The organism is Corynebacterium sp. MC3 (assembly GCF_900099485.1).
Taxonomy (GTDB): Bacteria; Actinomycetota; Actinomycetes; order Mycobacteriales; family Mycobacteriaceae; genus Corynebacterium; species Corynebacterium pseudogenitalium.
This window is the reverse complement of sequence record NZ_LT622809.1, coordinates 71,487-86,985: the sequence shown is the minus strand read 5'-3', so window position 1 is coordinate 86,985 and position 15,499 is coordinate 71,487. Positions and strand designations below refer to the sequence as shown.

15 protein-coding genes are annotated in these 15,499 nt (G+C 64.0%); 12 read left to right on the top strand and 3 right to left on the bottom strand.

Going from position 1 to position 15,499, the window contains the following annotated elements; all coding sequences use genetic code 11:
* From BQ4436_RS00645 to BQ4436_RS00635, 3 genes are read left to right on the top strand one after another with little or no spacing between them, the layout of a single operon-like run.
* Nucleotides 1-438, top strand: coding sequence for a monovalent cation/H+ antiporter subunit E (locus tag BQ4436_RS00645; protein ID WP_083329363.1), 438 nt, complete (start codon nt 1-3; stop codon nt 436-438).
* A 3-nt stretch (nt 439-441) separates the two neighbouring features.
* Nucleotides 442-708, top strand: a complete 267-nt coding sequence (locus BQ4436_RS00640) for a cation:proton antiporter (protein WP_070363265.1) — start codon at nt 442-444, stop codon at nt 706-708.
* The gene (locus BQ4436_RS00635; RefSeq protein WP_070363266.1) at nt 708-1,052 is read left to right on the top strand and encodes a Na+/H+ antiporter subunit G; all 345 of its coding nucleotides are present in this window, start codon (nt 708-710) and stop codon (nt 1,050-1,052) included. Before BQ4436_RS00640 ends, BQ4436_RS00635 begins: the two co-directional genes overlap by 1 nt.
* Before the next feature lie 232 nt (nt 1,053-1,284).
* Here BQ4436_RS00635 and BQ4436_RS00630 read toward each other — a convergent pair whose 3' ends face one another.
* Nucleotides 1,285-2,844: a catalase gene (locus tag BQ4436_RS00630; protein ID WP_070975156.1), complete on the bottom strand. Its 1,560-nt coding sequence runs from the start codon at nt 2,842-2,844 to the stop codon at nt 1,285-1,287.
* A 96-nt stretch (nt 2,845-2,940) separates the two neighbouring features.
* On the opposite strand from BQ4436_RS00630, the gene BQ4436_RS00625 reads away from it, so the two are divergent.
* The 3 genes from BQ4436_RS00625 (at nt 2,941) to BQ4436_RS00615 (ending at nt 5,224) form a co-directional block, all read left to right on the top strand.
* On the top strand, nt 2,941-3,486 hold the full coding sequence (locus BQ4436_RS00625; RefSeq protein ID WP_070363268.1) for an RNA polymerase sigma factor: 546 nt from the start codon (nt 2,941-2,943) through the stop codon (nt 3,484-3,486).
* A gap of 193 nt (nt 3,487-3,679) precedes the next feature.
* Nucleotides 3,680-3,877, top strand: coding sequence for a helix-turn-helix domain-containing protein (locus tag BQ4436_RS12355; RefSeq protein ID WP_176754774.1), 198 nt, complete (start codon nt 3,680-3,682; stop codon nt 3,875-3,877).
* Nucleotides 3,878-3,949: 72 nt separating this feature from the next.
* Nucleotides 3,950-5,224: a YkvI family membrane protein gene (locus BQ4436_RS00615; protein WP_070975154.1), complete on the top strand. Its 1,275-nt coding sequence runs from the start codon at nt 3,950-3,952 to the stop codon at nt 5,222-5,224.
* Nucleotides 5,225-5,655: 431 nt separating this feature from the next.
* On the opposite strand, the gene BQ4436_RS00610 is transcribed toward BQ4436_RS00615, so the two are convergent.
* The gene (locus tag BQ4436_RS00610) at nt 5,656-6,690 is read right to left on the bottom strand and encodes an aspartate-semialdehyde dehydrogenase (RefSeq protein WP_070477284.1); all 1,035 of its coding nucleotides are present in this window, start codon (nt 6,688-6,690) and stop codon (nt 5,656-5,658) included.
* A gap of 15 nt (nt 6,691-6,705) precedes the next feature.
* The gene (locus tag BQ4436_RS00605) at nt 6,706-7,971 is read right to left on the bottom strand and encodes an aspartate kinase (protein ID WP_070363272.1); all 1,266 of its coding nucleotides are present in this window, start codon (nt 7,969-7,971) and stop codon (nt 6,706-6,708) included.
* 115 nt (nt 7,972-8,086) lie between these two features.
* Here BQ4436_RS00605 and BQ4436_RS00600 point away from each other — a divergent pair, with 115 nt between their 5' ends.
* From BQ4436_RS00600 to BQ4436_RS00575, 6 genes are all read left to right on the top strand, one after another.
* Nucleotides 8,087-8,944, top strand: coding sequence for a DMT family transporter (locus tag BQ4436_RS00600; protein ID WP_070363273.1), 858 nt, complete (start codon nt 8,087-8,089; stop codon nt 8,942-8,944).
* A 152-nt stretch (nt 8,945-9,096) separates the two neighbouring features.
* Nucleotides 9,097-10,857: a 2-isopropylmalate synthase gene (gene leuA / locus BQ4436_RS00595; RefSeq protein ID WP_255366073.1), complete on the top strand. Its 1,761-nt coding sequence runs from the start codon at nt 9,097-9,099 to the stop codon at nt 10,855-10,857.
* A 228-nt stretch (nt 10,858-11,085) separates the two neighbouring features.
* Nucleotides 11,086-12,504 carry a hypothetical protein gene (locus BQ4436_RS11820; protein ID WP_070975153.1) on the top strand — a complete coding sequence of 473 codons (1,419 nt, stop codon included), beginning with the start codon at nt 11,086-11,088 and terminating at the stop codon, nt 12,502-12,504.
* A gap of 14 nt (nt 12,505-12,518) precedes the next feature.
* Nucleotides 12,519-13,526: a DNA polymerase III subunit epsilon gene (locus BQ4436_RS00585; protein WP_070975152.1), complete on the top strand. Its 1,008-nt coding sequence runs from the start codon at nt 12,519-12,521 to the stop codon at nt 13,524-13,526.
* A gap of 9 nt (nt 13,527-13,535) precedes the next feature.
* Nucleotides 13,536-14,795, top strand: a complete 1,260-nt coding sequence (locus BQ4436_RS00580) for a Mur ligase family protein (protein WP_070975151.1) — start codon at nt 13,536-13,538, stop codon at nt 14,793-14,795.
* Nucleotides 14,788-15,498: a type 1 glutamine amidotransferase gene (locus tag BQ4436_RS00575; protein ID WP_070975150.1), complete on the top strand. Its 711-nt coding sequence runs from the start codon at nt 14,788-14,790 to the stop codon at nt 15,496-15,498. Before BQ4436_RS00580 ends, BQ4436_RS00575 begins: the two co-directional genes overlap by 8 nt.
* The last annotated feature ends 1 nt before the right edge of the window (nt 15,499 follow it).

Here is a 15,499-nt window from a genome sequence, read left to right as displayed (position 1 = left end):
ATGCTGCAACGCTTCGCACACGGCGTGGGCTACACCGCCTGGCTCATCAAAGAAATCTTCGCCTCCGGCTTCAGCGCGGCCGCGGCCGCGTTCAAACCCAACACTGGGCTGGACCCGATCATCATCTACTACCCGCTGCGCCTGACCACCGACTGGCAGATCTTCTGGTACTCCACCTCCATCACCGTCACCCCGGGCACCCTGTCCCTTGGACTGCGCTACCCCGCCCAGGAAGACGGCCCGATCGTGTTGCTGGTGCAGGCCGCGTTCGGCAGCGACCCTTTGGAGCAGATCGCTGGCCTCATCGACATGGAAGAGCGCATCAACCCGGCAGTCAAAGCCACCCCGTTGGACCCAGCAACCATCGGGTGGGACCCCTACGTGGACCTCGGCGACCCCGACGACCACACCCTGCCACCAGCGGAAAGGATGGACTAGAACATGTTTGAAATGATCCTCATGGGCTGCGTCATCGTCATGGCGCTCAGCCTGCTCGTCGGCCTCGCTGGTCTGATCCTGGTCAAGGACGAGCTTTCCCGCGCCGTCATGGCCGACCTCATTTTCTACGCCATGGTCACCATCTTCCTCGTCTGGTCCATCTGGACCCAGACCATGATCGGCTACGAAATCGCCATCCTCGCAGGCCTCGTCTGTGGCGTTATCCCGACCATCTCCATGGCCCGCATCATCACGAGAGGACGCCGCTAATGACCATCATCGAAATCATCGTCGCAGCGCTCGTCATCGTGGCCACCCTACTGGTGGTCGCCACCGCGCTCCTGCAGCTGCGCGCCCCCGACGCACTAACCCGCGCGAACCTACTCGGCCCAACCGTCTGCCTGGCCTTTCCGATCCTGGTCGTTGCCAAGCTGATCTGGTCCTGGTCCACCACCGGCTTCGACCTCAATGACTTCCTCCGCGCCATCATCGCCATCGCCGGCGTATGGATCGTCGGCTCCGTCGGCTCCTTCATCATGGGCCGCACCCTCTACGGCGTGACCGTCTCCGATAAGCGCGACCGGCACCCGAACCGGCCGAACTACCGGATTTAGGTTCCGGTTCTGGAGGTTTGCGCGCGCTCAAAACCGTTCATAGCGTGGGCTTAAAGGAGTGCGATGCAGGTCGCGCATTTTCACCCGCCCGGGCCGATTTTCGGTGACCAGCATCGCACTCCATTAACACCTCGACACGAACAAAACGCTTGGGGTGGTGCCGTGTCTGTACCCCAAAAACGCCTAAACCCGCCGGGACGTCACCGTCCTGGCGGGTTTAAATCGTTAAGGGTTACTTCTGCTGCGCTGCGCGCTTAGCGGCGAAGGATTCGCGGACCTTGGTTTCCAGGTCAGCGTCGACCTTGCCCCAGTATTCGTAGACGCGCTCCTCGATCTCCTTGTTGGTGATCGCCATCATCTTGTTCGTGATGTTGTGCACGAAGCGTTCCTTGGCGGCGTCGTCGAAGACGTCGCGGTAGAGGGTGCCGGCCTGGCCGAAGTCGTCATCCTCGGGGTGCTTAACGTAGGCGGCGCGCACCAGGTCGGTGCCCTCCGGGTCCGGGTTGATGTAGAGGTTCTCGGCGAGGCCGAGGTCCTGGCCGCTGGCGGAGGTTTCGCCGTCGTCGAGGTAGCCGGCGCCCTTCTCGTAGGAGTTCGGGCTGTAGTTTGGCTCGTTCTCCTCGTTGAAGAAGTACGCCATGGAGCCACGCTCGGCGTAGGTGTTCACCTGGTTGATCGGGCGGTTGACCGGCAGGTCCTTGTAATTGGCACCGATGCGGTAGCGCTGCTGGTCAGAGTACGCAAAGACGCGAGCCTGCAGCATACGGTCCGGGGACAGGCCAATGCCTGGGACCAGGTTGGCTGGGTCGAGTGCCAGCTGCTCGATCTGGGCGTGGAAGTTCTTCGGGTTGCGGTTGAGGACGAAGTAGCCGACGTCGATAAGCGGGTAGTCCTTCTGCGACCACGTCTTGGTGAGGTCGAACGGGTTGAAGCGGTAGTCTTTCGCTTCCTCGAACGGCATGATCTGGACCTTGACGTCCCAGATTGGGTAGTCCCCCTCCTTGATGGCATTGAAGAGGTCCTCGCGCTGGAAGTCCGGGTCCGTGCCGGCCTTCTCGGTGGCTTCTTCGTCGGTGAAGCATTCCCAGCCCTGGCGGGTCTTGAAGTGGTATTTGACCCAAACTGGGGTGCCTTCCTCGTTGATCCACTGGAAGGTGTGGGAGCCGAATCCGTCCTGGTGACGGGAGGTCTTCGGAGTGCCGCGGTCGCCGAGCAGGTAGGTCACCTGGTGGGCGGATTCAGGGGTGCGGGTCCAGAAGTCCCACTGCATCTCGTCATCGCGCAGGCCGGAGTTCGGCTGGCGCTTCTGGGAGTGGATGAAGTCCGGGAACTTGATGCCGTCGCGCAGGAAGAACGTCGGGGTGTTATTGCCGACAATGTCATAGTTGCCGTCTTCGGTGTAGAAGCGCAGTGCGAAACCGTGAACGTCACGCCAAGTGTCTGGGGAGCCTGCCTCACCAGCAACGGTGGAGAAGCGTGCAGCCATCGGGGTGACGGTGCCAGGCTGGAAGAGCTTCGCCTTCGTGTACTTGGACACGTCCTCGGTGATGTGCAGCTCACCGAATGCTCCGTGGCCCTTCGCGTGTGGAATACGTTCGGGGACATTCTCGCGGTTGAAGTGCGCAAGCTTCTCGATGAGGTGAATGTCATCCAGGACATTCGCGCCCTGACGGCCCTGCGTAACACTCACGTTTTCCGATGGGACGGGCTGGCCACTGAGCTGGGTGGTTTGACCCTTGCCCGCTGGACGTTCGCCGTTCGAAAGGATGTGGTCTACGTTCTTCTCTGCCATTGTTAGGCCCTCCTTATTGTTAGGGTTCGATTTATACAGTACGCGAATATCAGAGTGGCATCAAGGGTTTTTCCAATACTGGTACCCTTTTTATTCGTGAACAGCAGCGATAGCCAGTACGTCACCGACCTCGCCCTCCGGGCAGGTCGGGGCGACAAAGCTGCCCTCACCGACTTCATCGCCGCCACCCAAGACGACGTCTGGCGCCTCCTCGCCCACCTCGCAGGACACGACGCCGCCGACGACCTCACCCAGGAAACCTACCTGCGCGCCCTCGGCGCCCTCCCACGCTTCGCCGGCCGCTCCACCGCCCGCACGTGGCTCCTCTCCATCGCGCGCCGCACCTGGATCGACTCCGTGCGCCACGACCGCAGCCGCCCGCGCGCCACCAACAGTGACTACGACGACGTCGCCAACCAACAGCCCAGCACCGACGACCCGAACCTGTGGCCCGAAGTTATCGACGCCCACAACCTCCTCAACGAACTCGCCCCCGACAGGCGCGAAGCCATCGTCCTCACGCAAGTGCTCGGCTACAGCTACGAGGAAGCCGCCAAAATCGCTGGCGTGCGCATCGGGACCATCCGCTCCCGCGTCGCCCGCGCCCGAAAAGACATCATGCGACTCACTGAACAGACCTAGTTCATAATCCCATTTTTCGTTTATTGCACAGCAGGCCCTCGAAGACCTTGACATCGCGCTTTCACAACCCCACTCGAGCAGCGTCGACATTGTCGTCGATGGGTCCCAGCAGCCGCTACGGATTCCACGATCCGCCGCCTCTGCACTACGCGAAGTGCTCGCCAACGAGGTGGAGGGCAGGCCGGTTGAAATAGTGCCCGTACGTAAAGAACTCACCACCCAGCAGGCGGCGGACCTCCTCCACGTGTCCAGGCCTCACGTCGTGAAGCTCATCGACACCGGCCAATTAGCCGGCCACAAAGTCGGGGCGCACCGGCGCCTATACGCCGACGACGTCTTCGCATTCATACGCAAAAGGGACGCAGCGCAGCGCACCAACACGGACGAATGATCCACATGGAACCAAACCAAAAAGGTTCCGAATTCACCGACCAGGCCCAACCCATCAACTACACTGCCTTTTATGATTCGAAACGCAATAGCGATCTCCTTTGCCTTCATCGGCATCGTTGTCGGCGCCGGGTTTGCGTCCGGGCAGGAAGCGATGCAGTACTTTGTAGCCTTCGGCACGCAAGGCATTTGGGGAGCACTCTTGAGCTCGGCCCTGATGCTGGTCGGCGGTATCTCCATCCTCCAGCTTGGCTCCTACTTCCAGGCGACTGAACACATGGAAGTGCTCGGCAACATCACGGGCAAGGTCATGGGCTGGGTGCTCGACATCTCGACCATCATCACGCTGTTCTCCATCGGGTTCATCATGTTCGCAGGTGCGGGCGCGAACCTGAACCAGCAGTTCGGCATCCCGGTCTGGATCGGCGCCGTCATCATGCTGGCAATGGTGCTCGGTGTTGGCATGCTGGACGTCAATAAGGTGACCGGCGCGATCGGCATCCTCACCCCATTCCTCCTGATCTTCGTGATCGGCGGCTGCACCTGGACCATCGTCAACGCGCAGCCAGACTGGGATAGCATCAACATCGCAGCCCAGGACGTCGCAACCGAGCTGCCAAACTGGTGGATCGCCGCACTGAACTACACCGGCCTGAACTTCATCTGCGTTGTGTCCATGGCGGTCGTCATCGGCGGCAACTACCTCGATCCGCGCGAAACCGGCCTCGGCGGCCTCTTCGGCGGCATTGCCTACCTCGCGATGCTGCTCCTGCTCGGCATGGGCCTCATGGTCAGCATCAGCGACGTCAACGGCCACGACATGCCGATGCTCACCCTCATCAACAACATCAACCCAACACTCGGCCTCATCATGACGTTCGTGATCTTCGGCATGATTTTCGCCACCTCGTTGGGCATGTTCTACGCCCTAGGCAAGCGCCTGGCACGCGGTCGCCAGCAGAGGTTCCGCGTCATCTACATCTCCGCGTGCCTGATCGGGTTCGTCCTGTCCTTCGTCGGCTTCAAGGACTTAATCTCGTTCGTCTACCCGATCCTGGGCTACCTGGGCCTGGTACTCATCGTTGTGGTCACATCAGCCCGCATCCGCGGCTCGGAAACCCTGCGCCACGAAGGCAGCCTGCGACGCCGCGCCCTCGAGCTCATGAAGGACAAACTCGATCCGCGCGTGAAGTTCACCCGCCACGACCAGCGCGAGCTGGACAAGATTACCGAGAAGTCCGTCATGGAAAATAAGGACTTCAAGGAAGCCATGATCGAAGAGGCCGAGCAGGCCCTCGAAGCGGAAGAAGTCCTCGAGACGGAAGAGGCTGAGAGCCAGGCTAAATAATCCTGCCCAGCCAAGTGCCAAGGGACGCAAGATGCGTGCTTTGGCACTTTTTCTTTGGCTCATACAAGGGTGAGCGCACCAAATTCCTGTTTTTCCGGAGAGGGGTCGGGACGTTTCCCCAGGTCGTTGATTCTGCATGGGCGAATTTGGTGTGCACCCAGAGAGGCCTAGTACCAAAGGACGCAACCGGTTTTGGTGCAGCTATTCAACACTGCAGGTCAGCAATGTGCTAGACGTTTTCAGGTGCGTCCATTGGCACTGCTACCTAGCAACCACACCTCAAACCCTGGATCCAGGAAAGTATTTGGGCATTTCCCCTGGTCGCGGAACGGCCTGCCCCAAAAGCCGAAGCAGAAAAGCGGCCCCGCCAGGGAGCAAACCCCAGGGGACCGCCTCAAGCGCCCTCAAGCGCCCTCAAGAAGCCAGAAAAGCTACTTCACAAGCAGCTCCGCGATCTGAATCGTGTTCAGTGCGGCGCCCTTGCGCAGGTTGTCGCCGGAGACGACGAACACGAGGCCGCGGTTGCCGTCGACGGCCTGGTCCTGGCGGATGCGACCGACGAGGGAATCGTCCTTGCCGGCGGCGGCGAGAGGGGTCGGTACGTCGACGACGGAGACGCCCGGCGCGGCCTCCAGGACGGCGCGAGCCTGGTCAGGGGTGATTTCCTTCTCAAACTCGGCGTGGACGACCATGGTGTGCCCGGTGAACACTGGGACGCGGACGCAGGTGCCGGAGACGCGCAGGTCTGGGATGGAGAGGATCTTGCGCGATTCGTTGCGGAGTTTCTGCTCCTCGTCGGTTTCTTCGGTGCCGTCGTCGACGAGGTTGCCGGCGAGTGGCAGCGCGTTGAAGGCGATCGGTGCGACGTATGGGCCGAGCTCCTCGGGCTGGAGGAGGGAGCCGTCGAGGGCGAGTTCGGTGTTGCGCTCGCCGATTTCGGCGACCTGATTTGCAAGCGCCTGCACACCGGCGAGGCCGGAGCCGGATACGGCCTGGTAGGAGGCTACGCGCATGGTGTGAAGGCCGGCGGCGTCATGGAGTGCCTTGGCCACGGGCATGATTGCCATGGTGGTGCAGTTCGGGTTCGCGATGATGCCCTTGGCTGGCGCCTTGGCTTCGTCGGGGTTGACCTCGGAGACGATGAGGGGGACGTCGTCGTCCTTGCGCCACGCGGAGGAGTTGTCTACGACGGTGGCGCCGGCGGCTGCGAAGACTGGGGCCCACTGCTTGGAGGTGCCGCCGCCTGCGGAAAAGAGCGCGATGTCGACGTCGGCGACGGAGTCTTCGGTGACCTGGGTGAGGTCTTCGACGACGACGTCCTGGCCGCGGTATTCGAGGTGCTTACCCGCGGAGCGTGGTGATGCGAAGAAGCGCACTTTGTCCGCTGGGAAGTCTCGTTCGGCGAGGATTTCGCGCATGACGCGGCCGACCTGGCCGGTTGCACCTACTACTGCGATGGTGGTCATGAAGTGTGTCCTTTCTTAGCGTCCGGTGCCAGCGTAGACGATGGCTGGTTCGTCGCCGCCGAGTTCGAACTTGTCGTGGATAGCGCGGGTGGCTTCCTCAAGGTCGATTTCGCGTACAACGGCAGTGATGCGGATTTCGGAGGTGGTGATCATGTCGATGTTCACGCCGGCGTCGCGAAGTGCTTCGGTGAAGTCGGCGGTGACGCCCGGGTGGGTCTTCATGCCTGCACCGATGAGGGACACCTTGCCGATCTGGTCGTTGTAGGTGATGTTGTCCCAGCCTTCTTTCGCCTGGAGGGCCTTGAGCAGTTCCATGGCGCGGGGGCCGTCGGCAATTGGGAGGGTGAAGGTGATGTCGGTGGTCAGGTTGTGGAGGCTGGAGATGTTCTGCAGCACCATGTCGATGTTGATCTCGTTGTCGGCGAGGACGCGGAACACCTTGGCGGCCTCCCCTGGCAGGTCCTTGACGCCGAGGATGGTGATTTTCGCTTCGGAGGCGTCGGTGGCAACGCCGGACAGTACTGCTTCTTCCATGGGGATATCCTCCAATGCTCCGGCGACGAGGGTGCCGGGATCGTTGCTGTATGACGAACGCACCCGCATGGGTACGTTGAATGCGCGCGCATATTCCACACTGCGCAGCACAAGGATTTTCGAGCCGGACGCGGCGAGCTCAAGCATCTCTTCGAAGCAGAGTTTGTCGAGCTTGCGGGCATCGTGGACGATGCGTGGGTCGGCGGTGTAGACGCCGTCGACGTCCGAGTAGATTTCGCACTCGTCGGCGCCGAGGGCGGCGGCGAGGGCGACGGCGGTGGTATCGGACCCGCCGCGGCCGAGGGTGGTGACGTCCTTGGTGTCACGGTTGACGCCCTGGAAGCCGGCGACGATGGCGATGCGGCCGGCGTCGATAGCTTCTTGGACGCGGCCCGGCGTCACCTCAATAATGCGGGCGTTGCCGTGGCGCTCGGTGGTGATGACGCCCGCTTGCGAGCCGGTGAAGGACTGCACATCAGCGCCGAAGGATGCGACCGCCATCGCGACCAGCGAGTTCGAGATGCGCTCGCCTGCGGTGAGCAGCATGTCCATCTCGCGGGCGGGTGGGGTTGGGTTGACGCGGGCGGCGAGGTCCAGCAGCTCGTCGGTGGTGTCGCCCATTGCGGAACACACCACCACGACATCGTGCCCCTGCTTCTTAGTGGCAACGATGCGTTCAGCAACCGCGCGTATGCGGTCGGCGCTTTCGAGGGACGAGCCCCCGTATTTCTGCACGATCAATGCCATGGTAGAACCTTCCATCGGTGTAAAAACTGTCGCGTGAAAATCCGCACTATAAGAATAGCGTCCCAAAAACGACTATGGGGCGACATGGCACAGAAAATTAGTATTATCGTTGACCATGCAGAACGACTTCCTTGCGATTAGCTTTGCGCTCACGTCTGCGCTGCTCATCGCGGTGGGGACGGTGTGGCGCCACCGCATCTTGCGCGCCGGCCGCTCCACAACGGAGGTCAATCCCTCACCGCTTTCTTCTTTGCGACGCCCCGCCTGGTGGGCATCGCTCGCCCTTGCGCTGGCCGCGTACGGATTTCAGGCGCTGGCGCTGGCGTTCGGATCCCTGCTGGTAGTCCAGCCGATTCTGGTGCTGTCACTGATGTTCACGCTGCTACTTTCGGCGCGCGTGGAGCACCGCACAATGTCGCCGCAGGGCACGGCGTGGGCGACGCTGCTGACCATTTTCGTTGCGGTGGTGATCCTGGTGGGCCGCCCGGTTCCGGGCACCGCCCCGCCGGGGATGGTCGGCTGGGTGCTGGCAATCGGGGTTGGGCTGGCCTGGATGGTCGGGACGGTCGCGTTCGCCCGCACCCGTGGCGCCGCTACGCAGGCGCTGGCCTACGGCATCCTGTGCGGCGCGATCTTCGGCTACCTGGCGGTGTTTTCCAAGGTGGCTGTGGACGCCTACGTACACGGCGGAGTCGTTGGACTTGTGGAGTCGTGGCAGTTCTGGGCCATGCTGGCCTGCGCGGTGCTGGGCACGGCAGTGCAGCAGTTCGCGTTCGGCGCCAGCAAGCTGGCCACCACGCTGCCGGCCATGAAGGTTGTTGAGCCGCTGGTTGCACTCACCTTGGGCATCGTGCTGCTTGGGGAGAACTTCGCCGTGTCCAGTGTTGGGGGTTGGGTAGCGATGGTGGCGTCGATAATTATGATGCTGGCCAGCGCGGCGATGCTCACACGGGTCAGTATTCAAGTGGGATAGGCCCAAACCGTGTATGCTTTGGCGCATGTCACATCAGCTGCTGCTCCTAATCTGCCGCGGCGGGATACAGGCCTCGTTGTAACACGGCCGGCGCCCGTCGCGGAGTTTGTGCACGCCGACCGTGAAACTCGCCACGAAGGAGAACAGCCACAATGACCACCCAACCAGCCTGGAATAAGCAGCAGCCATCGAAGATGCCAGCGCACCGCTACCTGCCGTTTGCGCAGGAGGTAGAGCCTATCCGCCTGCCGGATCGCACCTGGCCAGACGCCACCATCACGCACGCGCCACAGTGGTGCGCGGTGGACCTGCGCGACGGCAACCAGGCCCTGATTGACCCGATGAACCCGGAGCGCAAGCGCCGCATGTTCAACCTGCTGGTGGAGATGGGTTACAAGGAGATCGAGGTGGGCTTCCCGTCCGCCTCGCAGACTGACTTCAACTTTGTGCGCGAGATCATCGAGCAGGACATGATCCCGGATGACGTCACCATCCAGGTGCTGGTGCAGGCCCGTGAGCACCTGATTCATCGCACGTTCGAGGCGTGCTCGGGCGCGAAGAACGTGATCGTGCACTTCTACAACTCGACGTCGAAGCTGCAGCGCGAAGTGGTGTTCCGCAAAGACCGCCCGGCGATCAAGAAGCTGGCGACGGACGCGGCGGAGCTGATCAAGGGCATCGCGAAGGATTACCCGGACACGAACTGGCGCTGGCAGTACTCGCCGGAGTCCTTCACCGGCACTGAGCTGGACTTTGCGGCTGAGGTGTGCGACGCCGTCGTCGAGATCATGGACGCGACCCCTGAGCAGCCGATGATCATCAACCTGCCGGCGACCGTCGAAATGATTACCCCAAATGTGTACGCGGACTCGGTCGAGTGGATGCACCGCAACCTGAAGCGCCGCGACTCCATCATCCTGTCGCTGCACCCCCACAACGACCGCGGCGAAGGCATCGCCGCGGCCGAGCTGGGCTACATGGCGGGCGCGGACCGCATCGAAGGCTGCCTGTTCGGCAACGGTGAACGCACCGGCAACGTCGACCTGGTCACACTGGGCCTGAACATGCTGACGCAGGGCGTCGACCCGCAGATCGACTTCTCTGATATCCAGCGCATCCGCGACGTCGTGGAGTACTGCAACCAGCTGCGCGTCCCCGAGCGCCACCCATACGGCGGCGACCTGGTCTTCACCGCGTTCTCCGGCTCGCACCAGGACGCTATTAATAAAGGTCTGGACGCGCTGGCGAGCAAGGTGCGCCCGGGTGCAAACTCCACCGAGGTGCAGTGGGAAGAGCTGCGCGAGACGGTCTGGGAGGTCCCGTACCTGCCGATCGACCCGAAGGATGTGGGCCGCGACTACGAGGCTGTCATCCGCGTCAACTCCCAGTCCGGCAAGGGTGGCGTTGCCTACATCATGAAGACGGACCACGGCATCGATATGCCGAAGGCGATGCAGCCGGAGTTCTCCGCGGTGGTGCAGAACATCACCGACAACGAGGGCGGCGAGGTCAACTCGAAGAACATGTGGGACATCTTCGCCACGACCTACCTGGACCCGGATTCGCCACTGGAGCTGCACTCCTTCCGCACGTCGGATGAGGAAGGCAAGGACGCCACGACGACCGGGATCCGCGCCAAGGTGACTTACAACGGCCAGGACCACGAAGTCACGGGTGTCGGCAACGGCCCGATCGCGGCGTTCGCGAACGCTCTGGAGAACATCGGCATCAACGTCGAGGTGCAGGACTACTCGCAGCGCGCCCGCTCCGCGGGTGACGACGCCGACGCGGCCTGCTACATCTACGCGGATGTCGACGGCAAGCGTGCGTGGGGCGCTGGCGTGGCAGGATCGACGACGTTGGCGTCGATGCAGGCCATCGTGTCCGCGGTGAACCGCTCGACCGTCGCCTAACACTACCCCCGTCAGGGGGGTAGTTTTGCCTGGCGGACTGAGATGCGAGTGATAAAGCGCGCTCGCTTCTCTTACGCCTCTCTCAGCGTATAAGAATCCGCGCTGCGTACGACCGTGACGCGTCACACGCCTCCACAGGTCGACATGCGTTTACCCAGGTGCGCGCCTTATACTCATTGCTCGGAGATTTATCTACTGGCGAGGCAGCACCGGGTAAGGCAGGGCGAAATGGCAACAACATACGTGGTTCCAGACCACGGGCTTGGTGCTGTTCGCAACATCCCGGTGCACGAGGCGGAGCAAGAGCACATCATTCACCTGCTCGATTCCGCCGATACGGACGTTGCGGACCTCGCGGCGCTGCTTATCCCGCGCGCTGAGGGCGGCGGGTTCGACATTCACTTCCAGGACTCGGTGCTCGGCAGCATGAGCGCCTCGGACGCGCGCGAGTACGCGGAGCTGTCCTGGATCGTGGAAGCCTCGATGATCCCGCAGGTCACGGTGCGCGCCACCCGCCTTGCGGACGGCTCCCTGCAAACCGTCCTCCGCCTGCCACGCCCCGGCCTGTGCATCCCCACCAACCAGCCCCCGACCGAGCCGTGGGTGTTTCTCGACGACACCCGCACCTACGACGTCTCCTTCCTCCCGGACGCGCAGGAAGCCCAGGAAGTTTCGGTGCTGGACCGGAAGCATTACCTGCTCACGCTGAGCGCCACGGAGGATGCTGCCGAAGATACTGTGCAGGTCGCGATTGGGGATCGGGCCGTCGGCACCCTGGTGGGGCCAGTGGCCACCGCGCTGCTGCCGACGCTGCAGTCCCTCAGCGAGCGTGGCCTGCTGGCGGTAGCTCACGGCTACCTCGCGCCGCTGGGTGGCAAGCCGTCGTTGAGCGTGACCGTTGGCCCACTCGCCCCGGACGTGCTTCCGCCCCTCTCCCCGATTCCGCCGGTGCAGGTCCACCCGCGCCACCCGGATACCTCGGCGATGTCGGCGACCACCGTGATCCCCGTGGTACGCCCAGAGGAGCTGGAAGACAGCGCCGACGCGGTGGCCAAGTCCGCCGCAGCGAAGGCTGATTCGGAGGAGTTCCCCGCCGTGGAGACCCCGGCGGACGAGAAGGCCCCGGAGGCGCAGCCGAAGAAGAACCAGCCGATCCACCCGATGCGCTGGGTAGCCGCTGTCATCGGCGCGCTGCTGATCGCACTGATCGGCTCGGTGGCGTTCAGCGAGCAGTGGAGCGGCTCGCCGGACACAGTTTCCACGTACATGACGGAGCCTGCGCACTCCCCGAGCAAGTCCGGCCAGAAGCCGGAACCTTCGAAGCGGTCGACGGAACAGACCACCGAGGAGACCACACCGCCTTCTTCGGAGCCCGCGTCTGAGCCGGCCTCGGCGCCAGCCCCGGCGCAACAGGAACCGGCGTACCAGATGCCAGCACAGCCGGCCCCGGTGTGGCAGGCTCCAGCCCCTGCGCCCGTGCCCGCTCCTGCGCCTGCACCAGCGCCTGCGCAGCAGCCCGCTCCCGTGCAGGAACAGCCCGCGCCGGCCCCTGCACCAGCGCCCGACTACCAGTACAATTTCGGCGGCCTGCAGATCCAGTCGGACACGCCGCTCGGCGGGCCATTACACCGCGTGCAGTGGCCATAGCTACTATCAGAGTGATGACAACACCTGACCACGAGCTCTTTCCGTTCGTCGCGGTAAGCGCCCTTTCGACAAGCATCCACCCCTCCACGGGGCGTTTGCTCACCCTCGATGCGGTCACGTTCGACGAAAACGGCGAGGTCGGCGAGGACTTCCACGCCGTATTCAACCCGGTCAAAGACGCCGGCCCGCGCCACCTGCACAACCTGGAGAAGAGCGACTTCGCTCAGGCGCCACGGTTCGCGCGGCACCTCAAGGCACTCAACAAGCTTATCGACGGCCGCACCCTCATCGTGCTCGACAGCCCCACGGAGTGGGGGTACCTCGTCTCCGAGTCGCGCCGCGCCATGAACGCCGCCGCCCGCGCCAACCGCCAACGCGCCAACCGCCAACGCGCGCGGAAGCACAACCGGCGCCGCCAGCGCGTCGGCCACATCCCGCGCCCCGAAGCAATCGTGGACATCCTCGGCAGCGCGCGCCGCCAGGGCCACATCCTCATCGACGAGCGACTCAACGCCGTGGCCAACCAAGTCGGCGTGCTCTCCGAACCGGCCACCGCCACCGTCGAACGCGCCAGCGTCCCCGAGGAGGAACTCTCCCGGGCGGCCACACTGAAGCTCGTCGCGGTGTACCTGCAGCTGCGCGAAAACGGCACGCTGACCAGCATTGACCCGGAGGACCTCAAGGCGGACCGCTTCGGCCTGCAGCGCTCCGCACTGCGGGTGGACGCGCATAAGCGCGAAGGGGACGTCGATAATCCGGGCGTCTACACGGGTGCGGGCCTCAAGCCAGGCATGGAGATCTCCATCTCCGACGACATCGCCGTCGACCCCGACGAGCTCATCCAGGCCGCGCTCGACGCCGGGCTGAACTACCAAGAAAAGCTCACACGCACCGCATCCCTCGTAGTATCCGACGCCCCCTCCCGCGGCGCAGAACTGCGTGGCAAAGCGATGCACGCGCACCGCAAAAACATCCCGGTGCTCAGCGCGCAGGAGTTTCTCCAGGCCGTAGCGCGCGACTAACGTAGAGGCATGCTCTCACAACTGCGTACCTCTGTTGCGCTGGCCGCCGCGAAGGCCGCCACGTTCGCGTCGCGCGCCACCGGCCGCGGCGCCGGCGGCATGATCGGCGGGCTCGTTGCCAACGCGATCGACCCGAACATCATGGCAGGCCTGTCCAAAGGGCGCCCGGCCGTGCTGGTGACGGGCACGAACGGCAAGTCCACCACCACAAAGATGCTGGTGGCGGCGCTGCGCTCCACCAGGACCGTGGCCACCAACGACGGCGGCGACAACATGGACGCCGGCATCATCTCCGCGCTCATGGCGGGCAAGGACGCCTCCACGATCGCGCTCGAGGTCGACGAGCTGCACGTCCCCCACATCGCCGACCGGCTGCAGCCGAAGGCGTTCGTGCTGCTCAACCTGTCGCGCGACCAGCTGGACCGCGTCGGTGAGATCAACAAGATCGAGCGCGCCCTCCGCGGCGCCGTCAACGCACACCCGGAGGCCACTGTCATCGCTAACTGTGACGACGTGCTGATGACCTCCGTCGCCTGGGACCACCCCAACGTCATCTGGGTTTCCGCGGGCGCCGGCTGGCTCGGAGACTCCGTCACCAACCCCCGCAGCGGCGGCCACGTCGTACGCACCGAGGACGACTGGTACGCCGTCGAGCCCCTCCCCGATGGCTCTGAGTTTCGACGCCCCACCCCCACCTACGCCGTCACCGACGACGGCCTGCGCTGCCCGGATGGGGGCGTCGTCACGCTTGACCTGGCGCTGCCGGGGCGGGCCAACCGCGGCAACGCCGCACAGGCCGTAGCCTGCGCCGTCGACGTCTTCGGTGTACCACTCGCCTCTGCGCTCGCCGCCGTCGCCGACGTCCAAGACGTCGCCGGACGCTACTCCACCATCCACTTCGGCGACCACGAAGTCCGCCTCCTGCTGGCCAAGAATCCGGCAGGCTGGCAAGAGGCCCTCTCCATGGTGGACCGCACCGCCGACGGCCTCGTCATCGCCGTCAACGGCCAAGTCGCCGACGGCGAAGACCTCTCCTGGCTCTGGGACGTCAAATTCGAAGACTTCCACGGCATCGCCGTCAAAGCCGCCGGCGAACGCGGCACCGACCTCGCCGTGCGCCTGCTCTACGCCGACATCGAACACGAACTGATCCACAACTGCGTCGACGCCATCCGCGCCTGCCCACCCGGCCGCGTCGAAGTGCTGGCCAACTACACCGCCTTCCGCGACCTCAAAAAGGACCTACACAAGGATCTGGACCGTGACTAACACTTTGACCATCGGCCTGCTGCTGCCCGACGTACTCGGCACCTACGGCGACGACGGCAACGCACTCGTCCTGCGCCAACGCGCCCGCATGCGCGACATCGACGCCCACATCCGGCCCATCCCCCTCACCGAGGACATCCCCTCCGACTGCGACATCTACACCCTCGGCGGCGGCGAAGACTCCGCCCAAATCATTGCGGCCTCCCGCCTGCAAGCATCCCCCGGCCTGCAGCGCGCCATCGACGCCGGCCGCCCCGTCTTCGCAGTCTGCGCCGGCATGCAGGTCCTCGGCCACAGCTTCACCGCCCACGGCGAAGAAGTCGCCGGCATCGGCGTCCTCGACGTCCGTACCTCCCCCATGTCGGAGCGCGCCATCGGGGAAGTCCAATCCCACCCACTTCTCGACGGCCTCTCCGCCCCCCTCACCGGATTCGAAAACCACATGGGCGGCACCACCCTCGGCCCCGACGCCTCCCCACTCGGCCAGGTGAAACGCGGCGTGGGCAACAACGGTTCTCGGGCTGGCGTTGAGGGCGTTGTGCAGGGCAGCGTCATCGCCACCTACATGCACGGCCCTGCCCTGGCCCGCAACCCCGAACTCGCCGACCTCCTCCTGGCCCGCGCCCTCGGCATCCCCGCCCAGGAACTCACCCCACTCGCGTTGCCCGAGGTGGACCAGCTGCGCAAGGAGCGCCTCAGGTAGG

Bases quoted from the DNA above. Each gene is read 5' to 3' on its own strand.
- BQ4436_RS00645 (WP_083329363.1), top strand. From the start codon at position 1: ATGCTGCAACGCTTCGCACACGGCGTGGGCTACACCGCCTGGCTCATC.
- BQ4436_RS00640 (WP_070363265.1), top strand. From the start codon at position 442: ATGTTTGAAATGATCCTCATGGGCTGCGTCATCGTCATGGCGCTCAGC.
- BQ4436_RS00635 (WP_070363266.1), top strand. From the start codon at position 708: ATGACCATCATCGAAATCATCGTCGCAGCGCTCGTCATCGTGGCCACC.
- BQ4436_RS00630 (WP_070975156.1), bottom strand. From the start codon at position 2,844: ATGGCAGAGAAGAACGTAGACCACATCCTTTCGAACGGCGAACGTCCA.
- BQ4436_RS00615 (WP_070975154.1), top strand. From the start codon at position 3,950: ATGATTCGAAACGCAATAGCGATCTCCTTTGCCTTCATCGGCATCGTT.
- BQ4436_RS00610 (WP_070477284.1), bottom strand. From the start codon at position 6,690: ATGACCACCATCGCAGTAGTAGGTGCAACCGGCCAGGTCGGCCGCGTC.
- BQ4436_RS00605 (WP_070363272.1), bottom strand. From the start codon at position 7,971: ATGGCATTGATCGTGCAGAAATACGGGGGCTCGTCCCTCGAAAGCGCC.
- BQ4436_RS00600 (WP_070363273.1), top strand. From the start codon at position 8,087: ATGCAGAACGACTTCCTTGCGATTAGCTTTGCGCTCACGTCTGCGCTG.
- leuA (WP_255366073.1), top strand. From the start codon at position 9,097: ATGACCACCCAACCAGCCTGGAATAAGCAGCAGCCATCGAAGATGCCA.
- BQ4436_RS11820 (WP_070975153.1), top strand. From the start codon at position 11,086: ATGGCAACAACATACGTGGTTCCAGACCACGGGCTTGGTGCTGTTCGC.
- BQ4436_RS00585 (WP_070975152.1), top strand. From the start codon at position 12,519: ATGACAACACCTGACCACGAGCTCTTTCCGTTCGTCGCGGTAAGCGCC.
- BQ4436_RS00580 (WP_070975151.1), top strand. From the start codon at position 13,536: ATGCTCTCACAACTGCGTACCTCTGTTGCGCTGGCCGCCGCGAAGGCC.